We start from the raw sequence: 18,836 nt of genomic DNA on the forward strand, positions 1-18,836 counted from the left end.
GAGCCCGCACACTGGGGACCATGACGACCCTCGCACCCTCCGCACTTCGCCGCCCCGACGGGCAGGCGCTCCGCCTCCTCGTCGTGGACGACGAGCAGATGCTCACCGACCTGCTGTCGATGGCGCTGCGGATGGAGGGCTGGGAGGTGAAGACGGCGTCCTCGGGCTTCGAGGCGCTCCAGGCGGTCCGCGACTTCCGCCCGGACGCCATGGTGCTCGACATCATGATGCCCGACCTCGACGGGATGTCGGTGCTGCAGCGCCTGCGCGCCTCCGGCGACGACGTGCCCGTGCTCTTCCTCACCGCGAAGGACGCGGTCTCCGACCGCGTGGCGGGCCTGACCGCCGGTGGAGACGACTACGTCACCAAGCCCTTCAGCCTCGAGGAGGTCGTCGCGAGACTTCGCGGCCTCATGCGCCGCGCGGGGACGGCCCAGACCGCCGAAGCCGAGCCCATCCTCCGCGTCGGCGACCTGACTCTGAATGAGGACAGCCACGAGGTCCAGCGCGCCGGCGTGGAGATCGAGCTGACCGCCACGGAGTTCGAACTGCTGCGCTTCCTCATGCGCAACCAGCGCCGCGTGGTGTCCAAGGCCCAGATCCTCGATCGGGTGTGGAATTACGACTTCGGCGGGCGCTCCAGCGTGGTCGAGCTGTACATCTCCTACCTCCGCAAGAAGATCGACCAGGGCCGAGAGCCCCTGATCCACACCGTTCGCGGCGTCGGGTACATGATCAAGGCCTCCCAGTGAGGCGAGCCCGCCATCCGTGGACGCTCCAGCGACGACTGATCGTCACGATCGCCGCGATCGTCTCGCTCATCCTCATCCTCGTGGGTGTCGCCACCTCCGCCATCCTCGGATCGGTGCTGGAGCGGAGCCTGGACAGCCAGGTGGAGGCGACGGCGAATCGGGCGGCGACCTGGATCCGGCCGCTGATCGGCAGCGGCGCCACCGCCGCTGACATCCTGGGGGAACAGGCCCCGCAGCCGGGTTTCCTGCTCGTGGTGGGCGACCCCGTGACCGGGGAGACCACCGCGGCGGCCACCGACGACCGCGGACGCGTGGTCGAACTCAGCGACGCGCAGATCACCGAGCTGGTGAAGCGGCTCGACACCGCCGGCCCGGCGGTGACGGCCCTGGACGGTGTGGGGACCTACCGTCTGGCGAACGTCCCCGCCTCCCCCGCGATCGTCGTCGTCGGGATCTCGCGCACCGCCGTGGCGGCCACCATCGGCGAGATGCTCCTGACGATCGCGCTTCTCACCCTCGGCGGGTTGCTGCTCCTGGCCGTCGCGACAGCCTGGACGGTACGGGCGGGCCTCGCCCCCCTCCGCTCCGTCGCCGAGACCGCCCGGCGGGTCGCGGCGCTCCCCCTCGACCAGGGCGAGGTCTCGATCCGCGATCGCGTCCCGGATGCCGAGGCCGACCCGCGGACCGAGATCGGGCAGGTCGGGCAGGCGCTGAACACCCTTCTGGACCATGTGTCGACCTCGCTCACCGCACGGCAGCGGAACGAGGAGCGGATGCGCTCGTTCGTCGCCGACGCCAGCCATGAGCTGCGCACCCCTCTGGCCTCGATCCGCGGCTACTCGGAGCTGTCACTGCGCGCTCTGGAGCGCGGCCACGACGGCGGAGCCCTCGACACCGCCGAGGCGTCCCTCGAGCGCATTCAGAGCCAGTCGCTGCGGATGACCTCGCTGGTGGAGGACCTGCTCCTCCTCGCCCGGCTCGACGAGGGTCAGGAGCTGGTCTACGGCGCGGTCGATCTGTCGCAGCTGGCCGTCGAGGCCCTCGGCGACGCCCAGGCGGCGGGGCCGGATCACCACTGGGTCGCCGACGTCGGCGAAGATCCCGTCGTCGTCGCCGGCGATGCGCGGCGCCTGCACCAGGTCATGGCCAATCTCCTGGGCAACGCGCGGATCCACACCCCGGCCGGCACCACCGTCCGCGTCTCGGTCGAGCGCGAGGGGTCGGACGCTGTGGTCCGGGTTCACGACGACGGCCCCGGCATCGACCCGGCGATCGCCGACGAGCTGTTCGAGCGGTTCTCCCGCGCCGACCGATCGCGGGCACGCAACACCGGCGGCACCGGCCTCGGTCTGTCGATCGCCCGGGCGATCGTGATGGCCCACACCGGCACCCTGACCGTCACGAGCACGCCCGGGGACACGACGTTCGAGATGCGCCTGCCGGCCCGCCCCGAGGACCCCGCCGAGGGTCAGTAGCCGCTGAAGGCGTCGGTGGTCAGCGACCGTGCCCGGCGCAGCGCCGGGGCGAGTTCGGCGATCAGGCCCGCCGGCCCTGAGATGAACGCGTGCCGGGCGGAGACGTCGGGAACGACACCCAGCAGCCCGTCGGCGTCGAGCCGAACGCCGCGGGCCCAGCGCCAGTGCGGCGGGAGGTCGGCGGGTGCCCCACGGGTGAAGACGATGACCGGCACCCCCGACGCGGCGATCTCGTCGCGGTAGGCCAGCTCCGCGGCATCCGAAGCGACGTAGACGAGCACGATGTCGCGGTCCTCGTCGGCCAGACGGTGGTGCCGCAGCTGCGAGACGAACGGGGTGATCCCGATGCCGGCGGCGATCAGAAGCACCGGCACCGCCGTGCTCGAGGGCAGGAGGAAGTCGCCCCACACGCCGGTGACCCGCACCTCGGCACCGGCGGGCGTCTCGGCCAGAGCGCGTTTGAAGCTCGACGGCGCGCCCGCCGCGGGCTCCCGGTAGGCGATCTTCAGTTCCGGGAGATCCTCGGGCGCCGACGCGATGCTGAACTCCCGGCGCGTGCCTCGTCCGTCGGCGCGTCGGTGCGGCACCTCGAGCTCGAGGTACTGCCCCGGCGCGAAGGACAGCGGCCCGGAGACGGAGAAGGTGAGCTCGCGCACGGTGGGCGTCACGTGCGTGCGCTCGGCCAGTCGGAGTCGATGGGCGGCCCGCACGGCGAGCAGGAAGGCGAGGATGTTGCCCAGGAGAAGGGCTCGCTCCTGCCCGAGACTGAACGCCCCGATGACGATCGGCCACCCCGCCAGCGCACCGACGACGAGCGCGACCAGCAGCTGCTGCCACCTCCTCGGCGGAAGGGTGAGGGGCTCGGAGAGCATGAAGGCACCGAGGAACAGGAACGGCGAGGAGAACAGCACCTGCGGAAGGATGTCGCCGAGCGCCACCGGCACACCCAGCGCCGCATACTGCGAGAAGACGCGTACGAGGGCGACGCCCACGGCGACGATGAGGAAGAGGGCGGCGATGCGGAGCTTCTCCGCCCGCCACAGCACGATGACCCCGAGGATGATCACGGGCGCGGCGAGCACCGGGCTTCCGACCCACCAGGCTGAGGCGCCGAGCGCGGGCACCCAGACGGCGAGAAGAGTGAGGGCCGACGCGCCCGTGGCCGCGGGGTTGAGGATATGCCGCCCCCGCCACACGAGGACGTACTTCGACAGCGCCGCGATGGCGCCCGCGAGCGCGGCTCCGAGAAGAAGGAGAGGGTCGGATGAGGGGGCGAGAACGAAGAGCAGGATGCCCGCGGTGATCACCGATGACTCCCACCGCCGCGGGAGGCGGAGGGTGCGCTGGGCGACAAGGTCGACGATTCCGCACGCGGCGACGAGCACGGCCAGGGTGAGCAGGATGTCGAGCGGACTCTGCGCGAGTGCGCCGAATGCGGCCAGCGCCACCGAGATCGCCGTCAGCGCCGCGAGCGCGAGCAGCATGACGCGATACATCGAGAACCGGCCGAGAAGAGCGAAGACCCGGACGGTGACCGCGCGGAGGCCGACGGTCAACGCGTTCACGATGCCACCGTATCCGCCCGTCGGAACAGCTGGGCGGGGTTGCCCGGCGACCACTCCACCCGGCCGTCGGTGGTCATCCGGACCCACTCCGCGCCCCACCGGTGAGCGATCTCCGGACCGCCGTCGAAGAACAGCGCGGTGGCGACCGCATCCGCTGTCATGGCGTCGGACGCGAAGGCCCATGACGCGGCGATCGTCCGCACCGGATCCCCGGTGCGGGCATCCAGGACGTGGTGCAGCCCCTCGCCCCACCGCCGCCGGTTGGTCGCCGAGGCGCAGACCGCCCCGGACGACGCGGTCACCACGCCGATCGCGCGTGTCGTGTCGAACGGGTGCTCGAGGGCGATCCGCAGCTCGGTCCCGCTCACGCGGAGATCCCCGGAGGCGTCGACGAGGAGCGGCCCCGTCACACGCTCGGAGAGAAGGCCGTGCACGATGTCGACGAGGCGGCCCTTTCCGAGGGCGCCGACGTCGATCGTCGCCGGTCCGGACAGGCTCAGGGCATCGTGGCTCCACGCCAGGACGTCGCGCCAGGGGGGCGCGGACCGGGCCCCCCGGTCGGTCAGGGACATCCTCTCGTCGTAGCCCCGACGGGCCAGGACTCCGCCGATGAGGGGACTGACCGCGCCGTGGGTGGCATCGGCGATCTCGGTCAGGCGCGAGAGCAGCAGGTCGGTGTCCTCGGGCGGGACCACCTCTCCCCCGCGCCGGGCCAGACCCGTGACCACGGAGTCGTCGCGGAACCTCGACCACGCGCGGTCGAAGGCGTCGACCGCGTCGGCCACCGCCGCGCGGTCATCTGCGCGCAACGGCCCGGTGGTGCCCACCTCCCAGCCCGTGCCGATCGCCTCGAAACGCCAGATCTCGAAAAGCGCGCGGCCCGCGCTCGGCCGGGGCATCTCAGGCGGCCGCTTCGGCCTTGATCTCCTCGACCGCCGCGTTGAATCCGCCGCTGGTCAGCGACGATCCCGCCACCCGGTCGACGGACAGATCGTCGATGTTTTGACCGACGACCTCGTCGGCGATCCCGCCGATGAACTGCGACTGGTACCGCTCCGACTCCGGTCGCTGCGGGTCGCCGGTCACCTCGACGTCGGTGACGATGTCGTCCTCCAGCGTCAGGGTGACCGCGATCTGCTCGACGGACTCGGGGGTGTTGTAGGTGCCCTCGGCGGTGTAGGTGCCGTCGCGGTACGGCCCACCGGTCGCTGCGGCGCCCGCATCGGTGTCCGCTCCGGCGTCCTGGGTTCCGGCGTCCACGGCTCCGGTGGAGCATCCGGCCAGGAGAAGCGCTCCGAGCACACCGGCGCCGGCGGCACCGACGCGGACAGGACGGGGGGCGAGGCTGAGACGGATCACTGTTCCTCCAGGGGGAAGGGTCGACTACCGTCATCCTGCACCGGGCACCCTATGGACCGGCTCTGAGTGGGCGCAGACGCAGCAAAGAGTCAGTTCACGCGGCGCCGTCGAACATGCTGGTCACGGAACCGTCTTCGAAGACCTCTCGGATCGCGCGGGCGAGGAGCGGGGCGATGGGGAGGATGGTGAGCCCAGGGAAGCGCTTTTCATCCGGCACCGGCACGGTATCGGTGACGACGACCTCGTCGATGGACTCGCTGCGCAGGCGCTGGGCGGCCGGGTCGCTGAAGATCGCGTGGGTCGCGGCGACGATGACTCGTTCCGCGCCGCTGGCCTTGAGCGCCTCGGCGGCTTTGACGATGGTGCCGCCGGTGTCGATCATGTCGTCGACGAGGAGGCACACGCGCCCCTTCACCTCACCGACGATCTCGTTGACGGTGACCTGGTTCGCCACGTTCGGATCGCGGCGCTTGTGGATGATGGCCAGCGGCGCCCCCAGACTGTCCGACCACGTGTCGGCGACCCGCACGCGGCCGGTATCGGGTGAGACGACGGTCAGCTTGGCGCGGTCTGCGGCGCTGAGAGTGTCGCGGAAGTACTCCAGCAGCACCGGCTTGGCGAAGAGGTGATCCACCGGACCGTCGAAGAAGCCCTGAATCTGCGCGGCGTGCAGATCCACGCTCATGACACGATCGGCGCCCGCGGTGCGGAGCAGATCGGCGACGAGGCGTGCGCTGATCGGTTCGCGCCCACGACCCTTCTTGTCCTGCCGGCTGTAGGGGTAGTACGGCGCGACGACGGTGATGCGCTTCGCCGACGCCCGCTTGGCCGCGTCGAGCATGATGAGCGTCTCCATCAGCCACTCGTTGACCGGCGGGCCGAAGCTCTGCACCAGGAAGAAGTCGCAGCCGCGGATCGACACCTCGAAGCGCGTCAGGATCTCGCCGGAGGCGAAGGTGCGGTACTCGGTGGGCACCAGCTGGGTACCCAGGCCCGCCGCGACCTCGGCGGCCAGGGCCTGGTGCGAGCGACCGGCGGCGACGACGAGCCGCTTCTTGGTCTTGGCGACGATGCCGGGGGCGATGTCGTTGTCGCGGTCGAGATCAACTGTCTTCGTTTTGCGAGCCATCGTCCGCTTTCTGTGACGTCCGGGCTCGCGCTGCGACCTCGGCCGCGGCCGTCCCGGGCCTGTTCTTCTCGACCCACCCCTCGACGTTGCGCTGAGGGGCCACACTCAGGGCCAGAGCACCGGCAGGCACATCCTTGCGGATGACGGCGCCGGCTCCGGTCTTCGCGCCGTCTCCGATCCTAACGGGCGCGACGAAGACGTTGTGCGAGCCGCTGTGCACCTCGTCGCCGATCTCGGTGCGGTGCTTGGCCAGGTCGTCGTAGTTGGCCGTGATCGCTCCGGCGCCGAGGTTGACCCCCGTGCCGATCGTGGTGTCGCCGATGTAGGACAGGTGCGGCACCTTGCTGCGCTCACCGATGTCGGAGTTCTTCACCTCGACGAACGTGCCGATCTTGCCGCCCGCGCCCAGTCGGGCGTTGGGGCGGAGGTACGCGAACGGTCCCACCGTCGCATCGGGGCCGATCACGGCGAGGGTCGCGTCGGTCCGGGTGACCGTCGCCCTCTCCCCCACCTCGCAATCGACGAGGGTGGTGTCGGGGCCGACGACGGCTCCCTCGCCGATGACGGTGGCGCGGAGCACGTGCGTGCCCGGCAGCAGGGTGACATCGGGCGCGAGGGTCGCGGTGACATCGATCCAGGTCGTGGCCGGGTCCATCACGGTCACGCCCTCGCGCTGCCAGTGACGGACGGTGCGGGCGTTGAGCGTACGCGCCGCCTCGGACAGCTGGATGCGATCGTTGACCCCGAGCGCGGCGGCTGCGTCCGGCGCGGTGACGGCGGCGACGGGCAGCCCCGCGTCGCGCAGCAGACCGATGACGTCGGTGAGGTACTTCTCACCCTGCGCGTTCTGGGTGCCGACCCGCGCGAGCTCGCGGCGGAGCGAGGCCGCCTGGAAGACGTAGACCCCCGCGTTGATCTCGGTGACCGCGAGTTCGTCGGCAGCGGCATCCTTCTGCTCCACGATCCGCGCGACGGTGTCGTCGCCGGCGCGGATGACCCGCCCGTAGCCCGACGCGTCCTCGAGCACCGCCGTCAGCAGGGTCGCTGCGGCCCGGCGCTCGCGGTGGGTGTCCAGGAGCGTGGCGAGCATCTCCGCCTCGAGCAGCGGCACGTCGCCGCTGAGCACCAGGACGTCCTCGTCACCCTCGCCGAGGGCCTCCAGCCCGAGCTCGACCGCGCGCCCCGTGCCGGGAACCTCGTCCTGATCCACGATCACCGCCCCGGGCGACACCTCGGTCGCCTCGAAGGCGACGAGGTCGCGTTCGTGACGGACGACGACGGCCGTGTTCCGGGGGCTGAGCCCCGCGGCGGTCTGCAGGACGTGACCGAGCAGCGAGCGGCCGCCGATGCGGTGGAGCACCTTCGGCGTCGCGGACTTCATCCGTGTGCCCTGCCCCGCGGCCAGGACGATCACCGAGAGCGAGGAGGGGGCGGTGGTGTCTGTCATGCTCCGCCGCCAGGACTCGAACCTAGACCTCACAGCTCCAAAGGCTGTCGTGCTGCCATTACACCACGGCGGACCGCGCCCGCAGTGGGCGCCCGGACAAGTCTGCCAGAGTGGATGCATGCCCCGAGAGTCGGACGAAGTCGACCGCATCGTCGAGGCGTGGGGTGCGCAGCGTCCCGACCTCGATTTCTCCCCCCTGGAGGTGCTCTCCCGGGTGGACAGGCTGTCGCGGCACCTGGATCGCGCCCGGCGTGAGGCGTTCCGCCGCAGCGAGCTGGAGCCGTGGGAATGGGACGTCCTGTCGGCGTTGCGGCGGGCCGGCGAGCCGTTCCAGCTGAGCCCCAAGCAGCTGCTGCAGCAGACCCTCGTCTCCAGCGGCACGATGACCAATCGCATCGACCGCCTCGTGGGACGTCGTCTGGTGCGCCGCGAAGCCGACCCCGGTGACGGGAGGAGCATCCTGGTGACGCTCACCGAGGAGGGCCGTACCCGCGTCGACGCCGCGATCACCCGCCTCGTCGACGCCGAAGCCCTCCTACTCGGCTCCCTGTCGCGGGGCGATCGGGACCGCCTGGCGGGGCTGCTGAGGAAACTCAGTCTGGGCTTCGACGGGTGAGCATCAGCCGATCTGCTCGATGAGCGTGAACCAGCGCTCCTCCGTGTCATCCCGCTCCGCCTCGAGGGCGCCGATCCGGCTCATCTCCGCCGAGAGACCCGTGAAGTCGGACTGATCGTGGTCGGCCAGGGCGATCTTGGCGCGCGACACCTCCGACTCGAGCTTCTCGATGCGCCGTTCGAGGGCGGCGGCCTCCTTCTGCGCGGCGCGGAGCTCAGCTCCGGTGAGCGCCGTGGTCGCCGGCGACGCGGTCTGCTCGGAGGACGGCGGGGTCGCCGCTGCCGAAAGCCTCCCCGCGGCGCGCAGGCGCAGATACTCGTCGACCCCGGCGGGCAGGTGTCGAAGCCGCCCCCCCAGCAGCGCGTATTGCTGGTCGGTCACCCGCTCCATGAAGTAGCGATCGTGCGAGACGACGATGAGGGTGCCGGGCCAGGAGTCCAGCAGGTCTTCGAGCGCGGCGAGCATGTCGGTGTCGAGATCGTTGGTCGGCTCGTCGAGGATCAGCACGTTCGGCTGCGAAAGCAGGATCAGCAGCAGCTGCAGGCGCCGCTTCTGCCCGCCCGAGAGGTCGCGGACCGGGGTGGAAAGCTGCGCGCTGGCGAACCCCATCCGCTCCAGCAGCTGCCCGGGCGAGAGCTCCTGGGCCTTCGACCCGGCGCCGAGTGTGTAGGTCGTGCGCAGACCCGAGATGACCACCCGGACGGGATCGTCCAGGTGCGGATCGAGCTCGTCCATGCGCTGGCTGAGGATCGCCACCCGCACGGTCTTGCCTCGCTTCACCCGCCCGGAGGTGGGTTCCCGCTCGCCGGAGATGAGCGAGAGCAGCGTGGACTTGCCCGCGCCGTTGACCCCCAGGATGCCGGTGCGCTCGCCGGGCGCGATGCGCCACTCGACGTCGTGGAAGACCTCGGTCCGGGTGGTGCCGTCGTCGTAGACGACCGAGACGTCGAGCAGGTCGACGACGTCCTTGCCGAGTCGCGTGATGGCCAGTGCCTGCAACGCGACCGGGTCGCGCAGCTCGGGCACGTCTTCGATCAGCGCGTTGGCGGCGTCGATGCGGAACTTCGGCTTCGACGTCCGCGCGGGGGCACCGCGTCGCAGCCAGGCGAGCTCCTTGCGGGCGAGGTTCTGACGACGCGCTTCGATCGCCGCCGCCTGCCGGTCGCGCTCGACCCGCTGAAGGATGTAGGCGGCGTACCCGCCTTCGAACGGCTCGACGATCCGGTCGTGGACCTCCCAGGTCATGGTGCAGACCTCGTCGAGGAACCAGCGGTCGTGGGTGACGACGAGGAGCCCGCCCTGGTTCGCCGGCCACCGGCGGCGGATGTGGTCGGCGAGCCACGCGATCGCCTCGACGTCGAGGTGGTTGGTGGGTTCGTCGAGGAACAGCACATCCCAGTCGCCGACGAGAAGGGAGGCCAGGGCGACCCGGCGGCGCTGGCCCCCCGACAGCCCGGTGACCGGGCCCTCCCAGTCCAGCCCTTCGAGGAGGCCGGCGATCACGTCGCGCACGCGCGGATCGCCCGCCCACTCGTGATCGGGACGGTCGCCGACCACGGCGAAGCGGACGGTGTGACCGTCGTCGAGGGTGTCGGACTGGTCGAGGACACCGACGCGGACACCCCGCCGGACGGTGACACGACCCGAGTCGGGCTCGAGCCGCCCGGCCAGCATGGCGAGGAGAGTCGATTTGCCGTCGCCGTTTCGCCCCACGACGCCGATGCGGTCTCCCTCGTCGATGCCGAGAGAGATGCCGTCGAAGACGACCTTCGTGGGAAATTCCAGATGCAGGGCTTCGGCCCCGAGAAGATGCGCCATATCCCCTCCAGGCTATGGCCCTGGGTCGACCCCGCCGACCAGAGCCTCAGTACCAGAAGCTCAGTACCAGAAGCTCAGACGTGGCGCGCGGGGCGTGAGGAAGAGCGGGGCGACGAGGTCGGGGTCGTCGACGGCGAGGCGACCGGCGCCGGCCAGGGTCGCCACCGACACGCCACCGAGGTAGATCGCCGACAGCTCCTCGATTCCCAGGCGAAGGACCGGAGCGGCAGCTGCGGAATCACCGACGTCTTCCACCGTTCCGATACCGTCGACCACCTGCAGGTGCCACCGGCCGGTGGACAGGCCGAGGGAGTCCTCCACGTCGAGGACGACATCGCCGGATCCCGTGTAGGTCCGCGCCTCGAGCGCGCGGGGGACGTCGATGATCCGCACGTACTGGTGGTCGCGAACCGTGATCGTCGCGGCGCGCTGGTCGGCGATCATCCACCACAGCGGCTCATCGACAGCGAGTTCGCCGGCGTGGATCTCGCCGACGAGGTCGAGCTCGAGCAGGAAGCGCCAGAGCGCGGCGTACGCGGCGGGTGTGACGGCGATGAGGGAGGACACATCGACACGGGACTTCGTCCAGTCATCGCTGTTCTCGGTGACCGTGTACAGCGCCGCTCCCCGGACCCGTCCGGCGTCGTCGCGCCACTGGATGGCACGCCGCTTCCCCGGGTCCTTGGCGTCGGGCCGGGTGCCCGCGAAGCTGTCCCAGTGACCGGCGGGGATCTCCAGTTCGCCGGCCGAGCGCTGGCGCACCTCCTCGTGGAGGGCGGGCGCGATCTCGCGCCACGTCTCACGTGGGATGAAATCCACCCGGCCGGATCGGCCCGGTCCGCGCCATCCGGCCCGCTTGGTGTCGATGACCCAGGTGGCCGCCGAAGCGGCCGGGGCGAAGCCGTAGCGGCCGTAGAGCGTGGCCTCGCTGACGGTCAGCATCGCCAGCGGAACGTCGCCGGCGACAGCGCTGCGCAACTCCGCCTCCAACAGGGCGCGCGCGATGCCGCGTCGCCGGTGGGTGGGGGCGACCGAGACGGCGCTCACGGCGCTGCCCGGCAGAACCCCACCGCCGGGAACCGTGAGTTCCGAGAGCCATGATGCGCTGGTGGCCACGGGAGCCGAGGTCGGGGCCTGCGGGTCGTACACCCCCGTCAGCCGCCGGTGACTTCCCCGCGCACGCGTCTCGCGCACCTGCTCGTCGGTCAGCTCGGGATCGAGGAAGCCGCGCGCGACGACCTGGATGAAGGCCTCGCGGTCGGCGTCGTCGGTCACCAACCGCATCTGGAGGCCCTGAGCCTCCAGGCGCTCCCGGGAGATCGGATCGACATCACGCGCGAGATGGGCGTCGGCAGCAGAAGCATCCATGCCCCCCACGCTACTGAGGGGCACCGGCAGGCGCACGCCCGCCGATGCCCCTCAGCCGTGCCCGGATCAGGAGATGCCGTTCTCCTCGAGCCACTGGGTGGCGATGTCGTCGCTGGAGAGCTGGTCGACCGTGCTCTGCACGTTCAGGGCGACAAGCGCCTCCGGGGTCAGCGCAGCGCTCACCTGGTTGATGACGTCGGCGATCTCATCGGCGATGTCGGTGCTGACCACCGGCACCACGTTCGAGGCGAGGAACAGGCCCTCGGGGTCGTCGAGGACGACGAGGTCCTCCGTCTGGATCCGCGGGTCGGCGGTGAAGACGTTCGCGACGTTGACGGTGCCGGCGACGAGGTCTTCGACCGTCGTGTCGCCCGTCGCGGAGAACGACACGTCCACCCCGTAGGTCTCGGCGAGCCCTGCCGGACCGTAGGGCCGCTCGGCGAGCTCAGGCGGACCGCCGAGGGTCAGCGGCACGTCGACGTTCGCGAGGTCGGCGATCGAGGCCAGCGAGTACTCGTCGGCGAATGCCGCGGTCACGGTGTACGAGTCCTGGTCGCTGGCGGTGGACTGGTCGAGCACCGTCAGCCCCTCCGGAAGCGCGTCGGGCAGAGCGGCGTACACCTCTTCCGCGGTGCGAGCGGTGGTCTCTCCGTCGAAGTACTGCAACAGGTTGCCGCTGTACTCGGGGAAGAGGTTCACCTCGCCGTCCTCGAGCAGCGGAATGTAGGCGTCGCGCTGTCCGATGTTGAACTGGCGCTCGACCTCGAAGCCGGCGTTCTCGAGAGCCTGGGCGTAGATCTCGGCGACGATCTCGTTGGAGTAGTAGGCCTGCGACCCGACGACGATCGTGCTGCTGTCACCCGTGCCGGCGCTCTCGTCGCCGTCACCGGAGTCCAGCGGATCGCTCGTGGCGCATCCGGCCATCGTGATGACGGCACCGGTCAGGACGGCGACGCCGGCCAGACCCTTTCGAAGTCGTGCTGTGAACATGGTTTCCTCTTTTCTGATGCGGATAGGGAAGTGGTGAGGCTCAGACGGCGGCGACGCGCGGCGTGCGACCACGGGACGACGTCACCTGCCGCTGCCCGGCGATGACACCACGGGGCATCGCGACCCGCTGCAGGATCGCGAAGACGCCGTCGAGGGCGAGCGCGAGAGCACCGACGAGGATCGCGCCGCCGATGATGACCTCGATGCGACGCAACTCCAAGCCGGTGATGATGTATTGCCCGAGACCGCCCAGTCCGATGTACGCGGCGATGGTGACCGTCGCGACGACTTGAAGGGTCGCGGAGCGGATGCCTCCGATGAGGAGCGAGAGTCCGAGTGGTACCTCGATCCGCCAGAGGATCTGCCATTCCGTCATCCCCATGGACCGACCGGCGTCGATGACCCGGCGGTCGATGGCCTCGAACCCGGCGTACGCCCCGGCGAGGATCGACGGAATGGCCAGGACGACGAAGGTGATGACCGCAGCCTCGGGCTTGCGGAGCACTCCCAGCAGCAGGGTGAGGAGGATGAGGAGGCCGAAAGAGGGGATGGCGCGCGCGGCACCCGAGATCGCCACCGCGACCTCGCGTCCTTTGCCGGTGTGTCCGATCCACCAGCCGATCGGGGTCGCGATGGCGCCGGCAATGACGACGGCGATGACGGTGTACGCGACCTGCTGAGCGAAGGCGACGGGAATCGGATCGAGGAATCCGGTGTCACCGCCGAAGATCCAGGCGAACGCATCGATGAAGTAGCTCATGCGGTCGCTCCTGTCAGGGCCACCCGACGTGACGGCACCCGCGTGCTCTTGACCCGACGGGTCCACGGCATGAGGAGCCTGCCCGCGACGATGAGGGCCAGATCGACAAGGAGGGCGAGAACGACGACGGCGACGACCCCCGCCACCACTTCGGGGATGATGCGTCGATCAAGCCCATTGGTGAAGAGGTAACCGAGATTGATGATGCCGGCCAGGATTCCGACGGTGGCCAGAGCGATGGTGCTCGCCGCCGCCACGCGCAGCCCGGCGAGGATGACGGGGCCGGCGAGCGGGAACTCGACCGCCCAGAACCGACGGAACGAGGCGTACCCCATGGCGGTGGAGGACTGCCTGACTCCCTCGTCGACGGAGTCGAGGCCGTCGGAAACGGCACGGACCAGGATGGCCACCGCGTAGATGGTCAACGCCACGACGAGATTGGTCTCGCTGGTGATCGAGTACAGCCCGGTTGCACTGGGAATCAGCACCAGCAGGGCTATCGAGGGGATGGTGTAGAGCAGGCCGGTGATGGTGATGACACCGCTCCGAACGAGGCGGTACCTCCAGGCCACCCACCCCAGGGGCACGGAGATGACGAATCCCAGAACCAGGGCGAGGACGCTCTGCCGCAGGTGGACGAGGGAGAGTTCGCCGATCAGGTCGAGATTGTCCAGCACCCAGGTCACGTGCGAGCGCCATCCTCGATGAGAGCTCCCTGCGTGCGCCCCTCGCCGTCGACGACCACCGTGCCGTGCGGCGTCTGCCTCAGCCGCAGCGCGCGCTTCCCCTTGTCGGCACCGATGAAGGAGGCGACGAAGTCGGTGGCGGGTGCCTCGATGATCTCGTCGGGGGTCCCCCGCTGGGCGATCTGGGCGCCCTTCTCCAGGATGACCACCTGATCGCCGAGGAGGAAGGCCTCGTCGATGTCGTGGGTGACGAACACGATCGTCTTGGCCACGTCGCGCTGGATGCGCAGCAGTTCCTCCTGGAGCTCAGCCCGCACGATCGGGTCGACGGCCCCGAAGGGCTCGTCCATGAGCAGGATGTTGGGGTTCGCCGCGAGCCCCCGCGCCACGCCGACCCGCTGCTGCTGGCCGCCGGAGAGCTGGCTGGGGTACCGGTCGGCCATCCCCCGGTCAAGCCCCACCGTGTCCATGAGCTCGAGCGCCTGCGCCCGGGCCTTCTTGCGGTTCGCGCCCTCCAGCACCGGGACGGTGGCGATGTTCTCGGCCACGGTGAAATGCGGCAGGAGGCCCGAGTTCTGCATGACGTAGCCGATGCTGCGGCGCAGTTTCACGGGGTCGCGTCCGGCGATGTCGTCGCCGTCGATGAGGATCGTGCCGTCGCTCGGCTCGACCATGCGGTTGATCATGCGCAGGAGCGTCGTCTTGCCGCATCCCGAAGAGCCGACGAACACCGTGGTGGTGTGTGCCGGCAGAACGAGGTCGAACGACCGGACCGCTTCCGTGCCGTCGGGGAAACGCTTGGTGACGCCTCGGAATTCGATCATGGCGCGGTGCGTCCGGTCGACTTAGTCGACGACCTGGACTTCCTTCCAGAACGCGACGTACCCCGAGAAGTCCTTGCCGACGCGCTCGATCGCGGTCGGGTACGGGGTGGGGTACGACCAGGCGCGGTCCTTCAGCGCGTTGTCGCCCGACGTCACGTCGAAGTACTGGCACTCCCCCTTCCACGGGCAGGTGTAAGGGGTGGGGCTCTCGACGAGCACACCCTCGGCGACGCTCGAGGGCGGGAAGTACCAGTTGCCCTCGATCGAGACGAGGTCGTCCTTCGGCGCCTCGGCGATCACCGTTCCGTCCAGTACTGCCTTCATGGGGTCCTCCCGACGTCGTGCCGATCCGCCGCCGGAGCGACGACCCTGTTCACGCTAGCCGACACCGGCGACACCGGGACGGAAATGACGACCTACTCCGACACGATCCGCGCGCCCGGAACCGGGCCGTGGACGTGGAGGGCGTGGTATCCGGCGACGCTCAGCGCGACCTGCAGCTCGAGCGCGGACTCGGGATCGGCCGCGAGGAATGCCGAGGTCGGTCCCGATCCCGACACCATTCCCACGAGCGCGCCCGAGCTCTCACCGAGCTCGAGGACGTCGCGCAGGTCGGGCCGCAGCGACAGCGCCGCCGCCTGCAGGTCGTTGCGCACGTGCGCGGCGAGGGCGACGGCGTCGCCGACCCGCAGCGCCTGAAGGACTCCCGGATCGACGTCGGGGCTGCGCGGCGACGGAGCGATGTCGGAGCGCGCCCTCATCGCGTCGAGGTGGCCGTAGACCTCAGGGGTCGACAGTCCCTCCTCCGAGGTGACGACGACCCAGTCGAAGCGGCCTTTGGCGAGCGCCCGGTTCAGCTGGTCCCCCCGCCCGGTGCCGATCGCCGTCCCGCCCATGAGCGCGAACGGCACGTCCGCTCCGAGGCGACGGGCCAGGCGATGAAGTCCGGATGACCCGAGCTCGGCCCCCCACAGGGCGTCGCACGCGACGAGGGCAGCCGCGGCATCCGCCGACCCGCCGCCCATCCCTCCCGCGACGGGCACATGCTTGTCGATGTGCAGCCGCACTCCGCCGCGGTGCCCGATCTCGCTCGCCACCAACCGCGCCGCCCGTAGGGCGAGGTTGCGATCGTCCACCGGCACGCCCGAGACATCCACCGAGCCCGACACCGTCAGCGAGAACTCGTCGTCGCGTTCGGCCCACAGGTCCTCCACGAGGGACACGGCCTGATAGGCGGAAGCGACGTCGTGGTAGCCGTCGGGCTGGACCGCCCCGACCTCGAAGAAGACGTTGAGCTTGCCCGGAGCGCGGACGTGGACGCGATCGGCGGGGCCGGCGGGGTCCACGGTCATGCATCGAGGCTATCGTCCACGGCGCCGGCGAAACGCCGGGGAAACAGAACGGGAACTACAGTTGTCCGGTGCCCCGTGCGGGGCACGCCCCACCTGACTTCGCAAGGAGGTTCCCATGACACGTGTCGCTCCCCTTCCGTCGATGAGCGATCCCTGGACGAACCTCCTCGCGCGCGATGACGTCCGTCTCGTCGACGGGATGCTCCACACGGTCCACGACACCCTCCCGGTGGCCGAGGCCACCGCGATCGATCTGCTCGCCGTCGCCGACGCACTCTCCACCGCGGAGATCGGCGTTCTCCTCGTGCGCGATGCCGAGCGCCGCGATCGCCTCGTCGTCGACGTCGAGGACGGCGCGCGCGCGTACGACGCGCTTCGCCGCCTCGGTGGCGCGGAGCCGTTCTACGCGCGCACTCCCGGGGAGGACGCGATCCCGCTCCACACCCTCGCCGAACCGGTGGGCCTGGCGACCGTCACGGTGTTCCGGCCGCGAGTGACCAGCAGTGCCACGCTGCGCTACGGGTCGAGCTCCGGGATCCGCGTGGACCTGTGGCGATTCGGGGCCGACCTCGTCGAGGCGCCGCGCCCGACGCTCCTCACCCGCCGGACCATGGCCGCCGACGACGTGTCGTACACCACCGTCGAGCGCCACGGCCGGCGCTGGCGCACCCTCTCCGGCATGTACGAGGTGCACGCGACGGAGTTCTCGGGCGACGTCGACATGGTCTTCTCGTGGGTCGACGGCTCATCCAGCGACTTCCAGCGCAGCCGCGCGGCGCGCATGCAGAGCTACGTCGTCGGAGACGGCGACGACGCCCCGGCGCGCTACCGCCAGATCGATGAGCTGAAGTACGCGCTCCGCAGCGTCTACATGCACGCGCCCTGGCTGCGGCGGATCTTCATCGCCACCGACTCCCCCGCGCCCGCATGGCTGGCCGACCACCCCCGTGTGACGATCGTGAGGAGCGAGGAGTTCTTCGCAGACCCCGGCGTCCTCCCCACGCACAACTCCCACGCGGTCGAAGCGCAGCTGCACCGTATCGACGGACTCGCCGAGCACTTCCTGTACAGCAACGACGACATGTTCTTCGGTCGGCCCGTCGACCCCGAGCTGTTCTTCTCCCCGGGGGGCATCAGCACCTTCGTCGAAAGCCGGGTGCGGATCGGCACCGGTGACCCCCGCCCCGAGCGCAGCGGCCACGACAACGGTCTCCGCGTCAATCGCGCCCTCCTGCGGGAGCGCTTCGGGCGCCTCATCACCCACGACCTCGAGCACTGCGCGGTGCCGATGCGCCGCTCGGTCGCCTACGAGCTCGAACGCGAGTTCGCCGAGGACTACGCCCGCACCGCGGGGAGCCCCTTCCGGTCGGCCACCGACATCTCCGTCACCAACAGCCTGTACCACTACTACGCGCTTCTCACCGGGCGGGCGATCGTGACCACCAAGCCCCGGGTCCGCTACATCCAGACGACGCAGCTCGCCTCGCTGCGCCGGATAGAGCGGCTTCTGGCCCGCCGCGACACCGACATGTTCTGCTTGAACGACGGAAGCGTCCCCGAGCTCCCGGAGGAAGTGCGCATCCGCGCGATCCGCGACAGCCTGGAGCGCTACTTCCCGGTGCGCGCGCCGTGGGAGCGCGACGAGATCAGCGAAGCACCGGCAGTGGGGACGTCGGCGGCGACTTCCCGCTGACAGTGTCGGGGTCGACCTCGTCGACGCCCCGAAGACCGATGCCCGCGTCGTCCAGGCGTCGGCGCGACTCCGCTGCGTCGACGAAGTCGAGCACCGGACCGGCGTCCACCGGCACCACCGAGTGCACGACGGTGTCGTCGTAGACGTGAACCACGTTGAACGACTGCGCCGAGTCCTGCGCTCGCGTTCCCCCGACGGGCACGGTCAGGTCCTGCGTGTAGCAGGTCGCCGACGCGACCGAGACGGGCACCCCGGCGAACGTCGCAAAGGTGGAGTAGTGCAGGTGACCGCCGAGGATGGCGCGGACATCGCCGGCGCCGATCACCTCGGCGAGCCGTGCCTGGTCGCGCAGCTCCACACTCGCGGCGAGGTCGAGCACGCTCGGCACGGGGGGATGATGCATGGCGAGGATGGTGCCGAGCGGCGCGGGGACCTCGAGCACCCCACGAAGCCACGACAGCTGCGCATCGGTCAGTTCGCCGTGGTGCCGGCCGGGAACGCTCGTGTCGAGGGTCACGATGCGCAACCCGTCGATCTCGTCGACCCGGTCGACGGGCCGGCCCGATTCGTCCGCCCGGCCCCACAGTCCCCTGCGGAACGCCGCACGCTCGTCGTGATTTCCCATCACCCAGATCACGCGCGCGCCGACGGCCTCGGCGACCGGTTCGACGAGCGACCGGACGCGGTCGTAGGCCTCGGGTTCACCGTGATCGGCAAGATCACCGGTGAAGACGAGTGCGTGAGGCTGGACTCCGGAATCGGTGATCGCGGTGAGAGCGCGCTCGAGGCGTTCTTCGGCGTCGATGCGGTCGTACAGGCGGGAGCCGTGGGCCCTCAGATGCGTGTCGCTGAGATGCAGGAGCACGCGTTCGGGTCTGGGGTACTCGGCGAGGAGTCTGTCCACTTTTCTTCTCCGCCCCCTTGGCGGTCGGTGTCGTCCGATGCTAGCCGGACACCTAAACCGTAGGGTGCCGCCGGGTGAACACGGGCGGCACACCCCGT

The 18,836-nt window shown here is 70.2% G+C and carries 18 protein-coding genes and 1 tRNA gene; 4 read left to right on the forward strand and 15 right to left on the reverse strand.

What is annotated here, in order from left to right; genetic code table 11:
• Positions 1-20 precede the first annotated feature (20 nt).
• Positions 21-752, forward strand: a complete 732-nt coding sequence (locus HDC37_RS11160) for a response regulator transcription factor (RefSeq protein WP_179560451.1) — start codon at positions 21-23, stop codon at positions 750-752.
• Complete coding sequence (locus HDC37_RS11165; RefSeq protein ID WP_308472182.1) at positions 749-2,227, forward strand: ATP-binding protein; 1,479 nt, start codon at positions 749-751, stop codon at positions 2,225-2,227. The genes HDC37_RS11160 and HDC37_RS11165 overlap by 4 nt, the downstream gene beginning before the upstream one ends.
• Here the strand turns inward: HDC37_RS11165 and HDC37_RS11170 are convergent.
• The 6 genes from HDC37_RS11170 to HDC37_RS11195 all read right to left on the reverse strand — a co-directional run bounded on the left by HDC37_RS11170 (position 2,221) and on the right by HDC37_RS11195 (position 7,800).
• Complete coding sequence (locus HDC37_RS11170) at positions 2,221-3,792, reverse strand: FAD-dependent oxidoreductase (RefSeq protein ID WP_374939173.1); 1,572 nt, start codon at positions 3,790-3,792, stop codon at positions 2,221-2,223. The two genes, HDC37_RS11165 and HDC37_RS11170, sit on opposite strands and share 7 nt — an antisense overlap.
• The gene (locus HDC37_RS11175) at positions 3,789-4,691 is read right to left on the reverse strand and encodes an FAD:protein FMN transferase (protein ID WP_179560452.1); all 903 of its coding nucleotides are present in this window, start codon (positions 4,689-4,691) and stop codon (positions 3,789-3,791) included. Before HDC37_RS11175 ends, HDC37_RS11170 begins: the two co-directional genes overlap by 4 nt.
• Position 4,692: 1 nt before the next feature.
• Complete coding sequence (locus HDC37_RS11180; RefSeq protein ID WP_179560453.1) at positions 4,693-5,151, reverse strand: FMN-binding protein; 459 nt, start codon at positions 5,149-5,151, stop codon at positions 4,693-4,695.
• 94 nt (positions 5,152-5,245) lie between these two features.
• Entirely contained in the window at positions 5,246-6,280 is a 1,035-nt protein-coding gene (locus HDC37_RS11185; protein WP_179560454.1) for a ribose-phosphate diphosphokinase, read from the reverse strand.
• Positions 6,255-7,727, reverse strand: coding sequence for a bifunctional UDP-N-acetylglucosamine diphosphorylase/glucosamine-1-phosphate N-acetyltransferase GlmU (gene glmU, locus HDC37_RS11190; RefSeq protein WP_179560455.1), 1,473 nt, complete (start codon positions 7,725-7,727; stop codon positions 6,255-6,257). Before glmU ends, HDC37_RS11185 begins: the two co-directional genes overlap by 26 nt.
• Before the next feature lies 1 nt (position 7,728).
• Positions 7,729-7,800, reverse strand: a tRNA-Gln gene (locus HDC37_RS11195).
• A 45-nt stretch (positions 7,801-7,845) separates the two neighbouring features.
• Here HDC37_RS11195 and HDC37_RS11200 point away from each other — a divergent pair.
• Positions 7,846-8,343, forward strand: coding sequence for a MarR family winged helix-turn-helix transcriptional regulator (locus tag HDC37_RS11200; protein ID WP_179560456.1), 498 nt, complete (start codon positions 7,846-7,848; stop codon positions 8,341-8,343).
• A 3-nt stretch (positions 8,344-8,346) separates the two neighbouring features.
• On the opposite strand, the gene HDC37_RS11205 is transcribed toward HDC37_RS11200, so the two are convergent.
• The 8 genes from HDC37_RS11205 to HDC37_RS11240 form a co-directional block, all read right to left on the reverse strand.
• A complete protein-coding gene (locus HDC37_RS11205) occupies positions 8,347-10,161 on the reverse strand; it encodes an ABC-F family ATP-binding cassette domain-containing protein (RefSeq protein ID WP_179560457.1) in 1,815 nt (604 codons plus the stop codon).
• 60 nt (positions 10,162-10,221) lie between these two features.
• A complete protein-coding gene (locus HDC37_RS11210; protein ID WP_179560458.1) occupies positions 10,222-11,529 on the reverse strand; it encodes a GNAT family N-acetyltransferase in 1,308 nt (435 codons plus the stop codon).
• Between the two features lie 66 nt (positions 11,530-11,595).
• The gene (locus HDC37_RS11215; RefSeq protein ID WP_179560459.1) at positions 11,596-12,519 is read right to left on the reverse strand and encodes an ABC transporter substrate-binding protein; all 924 of its coding nucleotides are present in this window, start codon (positions 12,517-12,519) and stop codon (positions 11,596-11,598) included.
• 40 nt (positions 12,520-12,559) lie between these two features.
• Positions 12,560-13,279, reverse strand: a complete 720-nt coding sequence (locus tag HDC37_RS11220) for an ABC transporter permease (RefSeq protein ID WP_179560460.1) — start codon at positions 13,277-13,279, stop codon at positions 12,560-12,562.
• Positions 13,276-13,965: an ABC transporter permease gene (locus HDC37_RS11225; protein ID WP_179560461.1), complete on the reverse strand. Its 690-nt coding sequence runs from the start codon at positions 13,963-13,965 to the stop codon at positions 13,276-13,278. The genes HDC37_RS11220 and HDC37_RS11225 overlap by 4 nt, the downstream gene beginning before the upstream one ends.
• On the reverse strand, positions 13,962-14,789 hold the full coding sequence (locus HDC37_RS11230; RefSeq protein ID WP_179560462.1) for an ABC transporter ATP-binding protein: 828 nt from the start codon (positions 14,787-14,789) through the stop codon (positions 13,962-13,964). The genes HDC37_RS11225 and HDC37_RS11230 overlap by 4 nt, the downstream gene beginning before the upstream one ends.
• 21 nt (positions 14,790-14,810) lie before the next feature.
• Positions 14,811-15,113 (reverse strand): DUF427 domain-containing protein, encoded by a 303-nt coding sequence (locus HDC37_RS11235; RefSeq protein ID WP_179560463.1) that lies wholly within the window; start codon positions 15,111-15,113, stop codon positions 14,811-14,813.
• 92 nt (positions 15,114-15,205) lie between these two features.
• A complete protein-coding gene (locus HDC37_RS11240; protein ID WP_179560464.1) occupies positions 15,206-16,141 on the reverse strand; it encodes a 4-(cytidine 5'-diphospho)-2-C-methyl-D-erythritol kinase in 936 nt (311 codons plus the stop codon).
• A 115-nt stretch (positions 16,142-16,256) separates the two neighbouring features.
• Here HDC37_RS11240 and HDC37_RS11245 point away from each other — a divergent pair, with 115 nt between their 5' ends.
• Complete coding sequence (locus tag HDC37_RS11245; RefSeq protein ID WP_179560465.1) at positions 16,257-17,834, forward strand: stealth conserved region 3 domain-containing protein; 1,578 nt, start codon at positions 16,257-16,259, stop codon at positions 17,832-17,834.
• Here HDC37_RS11245 and HDC37_RS11250 read toward each other — a convergent pair.
• Entirely contained in the window at positions 17,788-18,738 is a 951-nt protein-coding gene (locus HDC37_RS11250; protein WP_179560466.1) for a phosphodiesterase, read from the reverse strand. The genes HDC37_RS11245 and HDC37_RS11250 overlap by 47 nt on opposite strands.
• Between the last annotated feature and the right edge of the window lie 98 nt (positions 18,739-18,836).

Origin of the sequence: Microbacterium sp. AK009 (assembly GCF_013410955.1) — a bacterium.
In the GTDB taxonomy this organism is placed as follows: Bacteria; Actinomycetota; Actinomycetes; order Actinomycetales; family Microbacteriaceae; genus Microbacterium.

Coding starts and splice junctions, on each gene's coding strand:
- HDC37_RS11160 (WP_179560451.1), top strand. CDS start 21: ATGACGACCCTCGCACCCTCCGCACTTCGCCGCCCCGACGGGCAGGCG.
- HDC37_RS11175 (WP_179560452.1), bottom strand. CDS start 4,691: ATGCCCCGGCCGAGCGCGGGCCGCGCGCTTTTCGAGATCTGGCGTTTC.
- HDC37_RS11185 (WP_179560454.1), bottom strand. CDS start 6,280: ATGGCTCGCAAAACGAAGACAGTTGATCTCGACCGCGACAACGACATC.
- glmU (WP_179560455.1), bottom strand. CDS start 7,727: ATGACAGACACCACCGCCCCCTCCTCGCTCTCGGTGATCGTCCTGGCC.
- HDC37_RS11200 (WP_179560456.1), top strand. CDS start 7,846: ATGCCCCGAGAGTCGGACGAAGTCGACCGCATCGTCGAGGCGTGGGGT.
- HDC37_RS11205 (WP_179560457.1), bottom strand. CDS start 10,161: ATGGCGCATCTTCTCGGGGCCGAAGCCCTGCATCTGGAATTTCCCACG.
- HDC37_RS11210 (WP_179560458.1), bottom strand. CDS start 11,529: ATGGATGCTTCTGCTGCCGACGCCCATCTCGCGCGTGATGTCGATCCG.
- HDC37_RS11215 (WP_179560459.1), bottom strand. CDS start 12,519: ATGTTCACAGCACGACTTCGAAAGGGTCTGGCCGGCGTCGCCGTCCTG.
- HDC37_RS11220 (WP_179560460.1), bottom strand. CDS start 13,279: ATGAGCTACTTCATCGATGCGTTCGCCTGGATCTTCGGCGGTGACACC.
- HDC37_RS11230 (WP_179560462.1), bottom strand. CDS start 14,789: ATGATCGAATTCCGAGGCGTCACCAAGCGTTTCCCCGACGGCACGGAA.
- HDC37_RS11235 (WP_179560463.1), bottom strand. CDS start 15,113: ATGAAGGCAGTACTGGACGGAACGGTGATCGCCGAGGCGCCGAAGGAC.
- HDC37_RS11240 (WP_179560464.1), bottom strand. CDS start 16,141: ATGACCGTGGACCCCGCCGGCCCCGCCGATCGCGTCCACGTCCGCGCT.
- HDC37_RS11245 (WP_179560465.1), top strand. CDS start 16,257: ATGACACGTGTCGCTCCCCTTCCGTCGATGAGCGATCCCTGGACGAAC.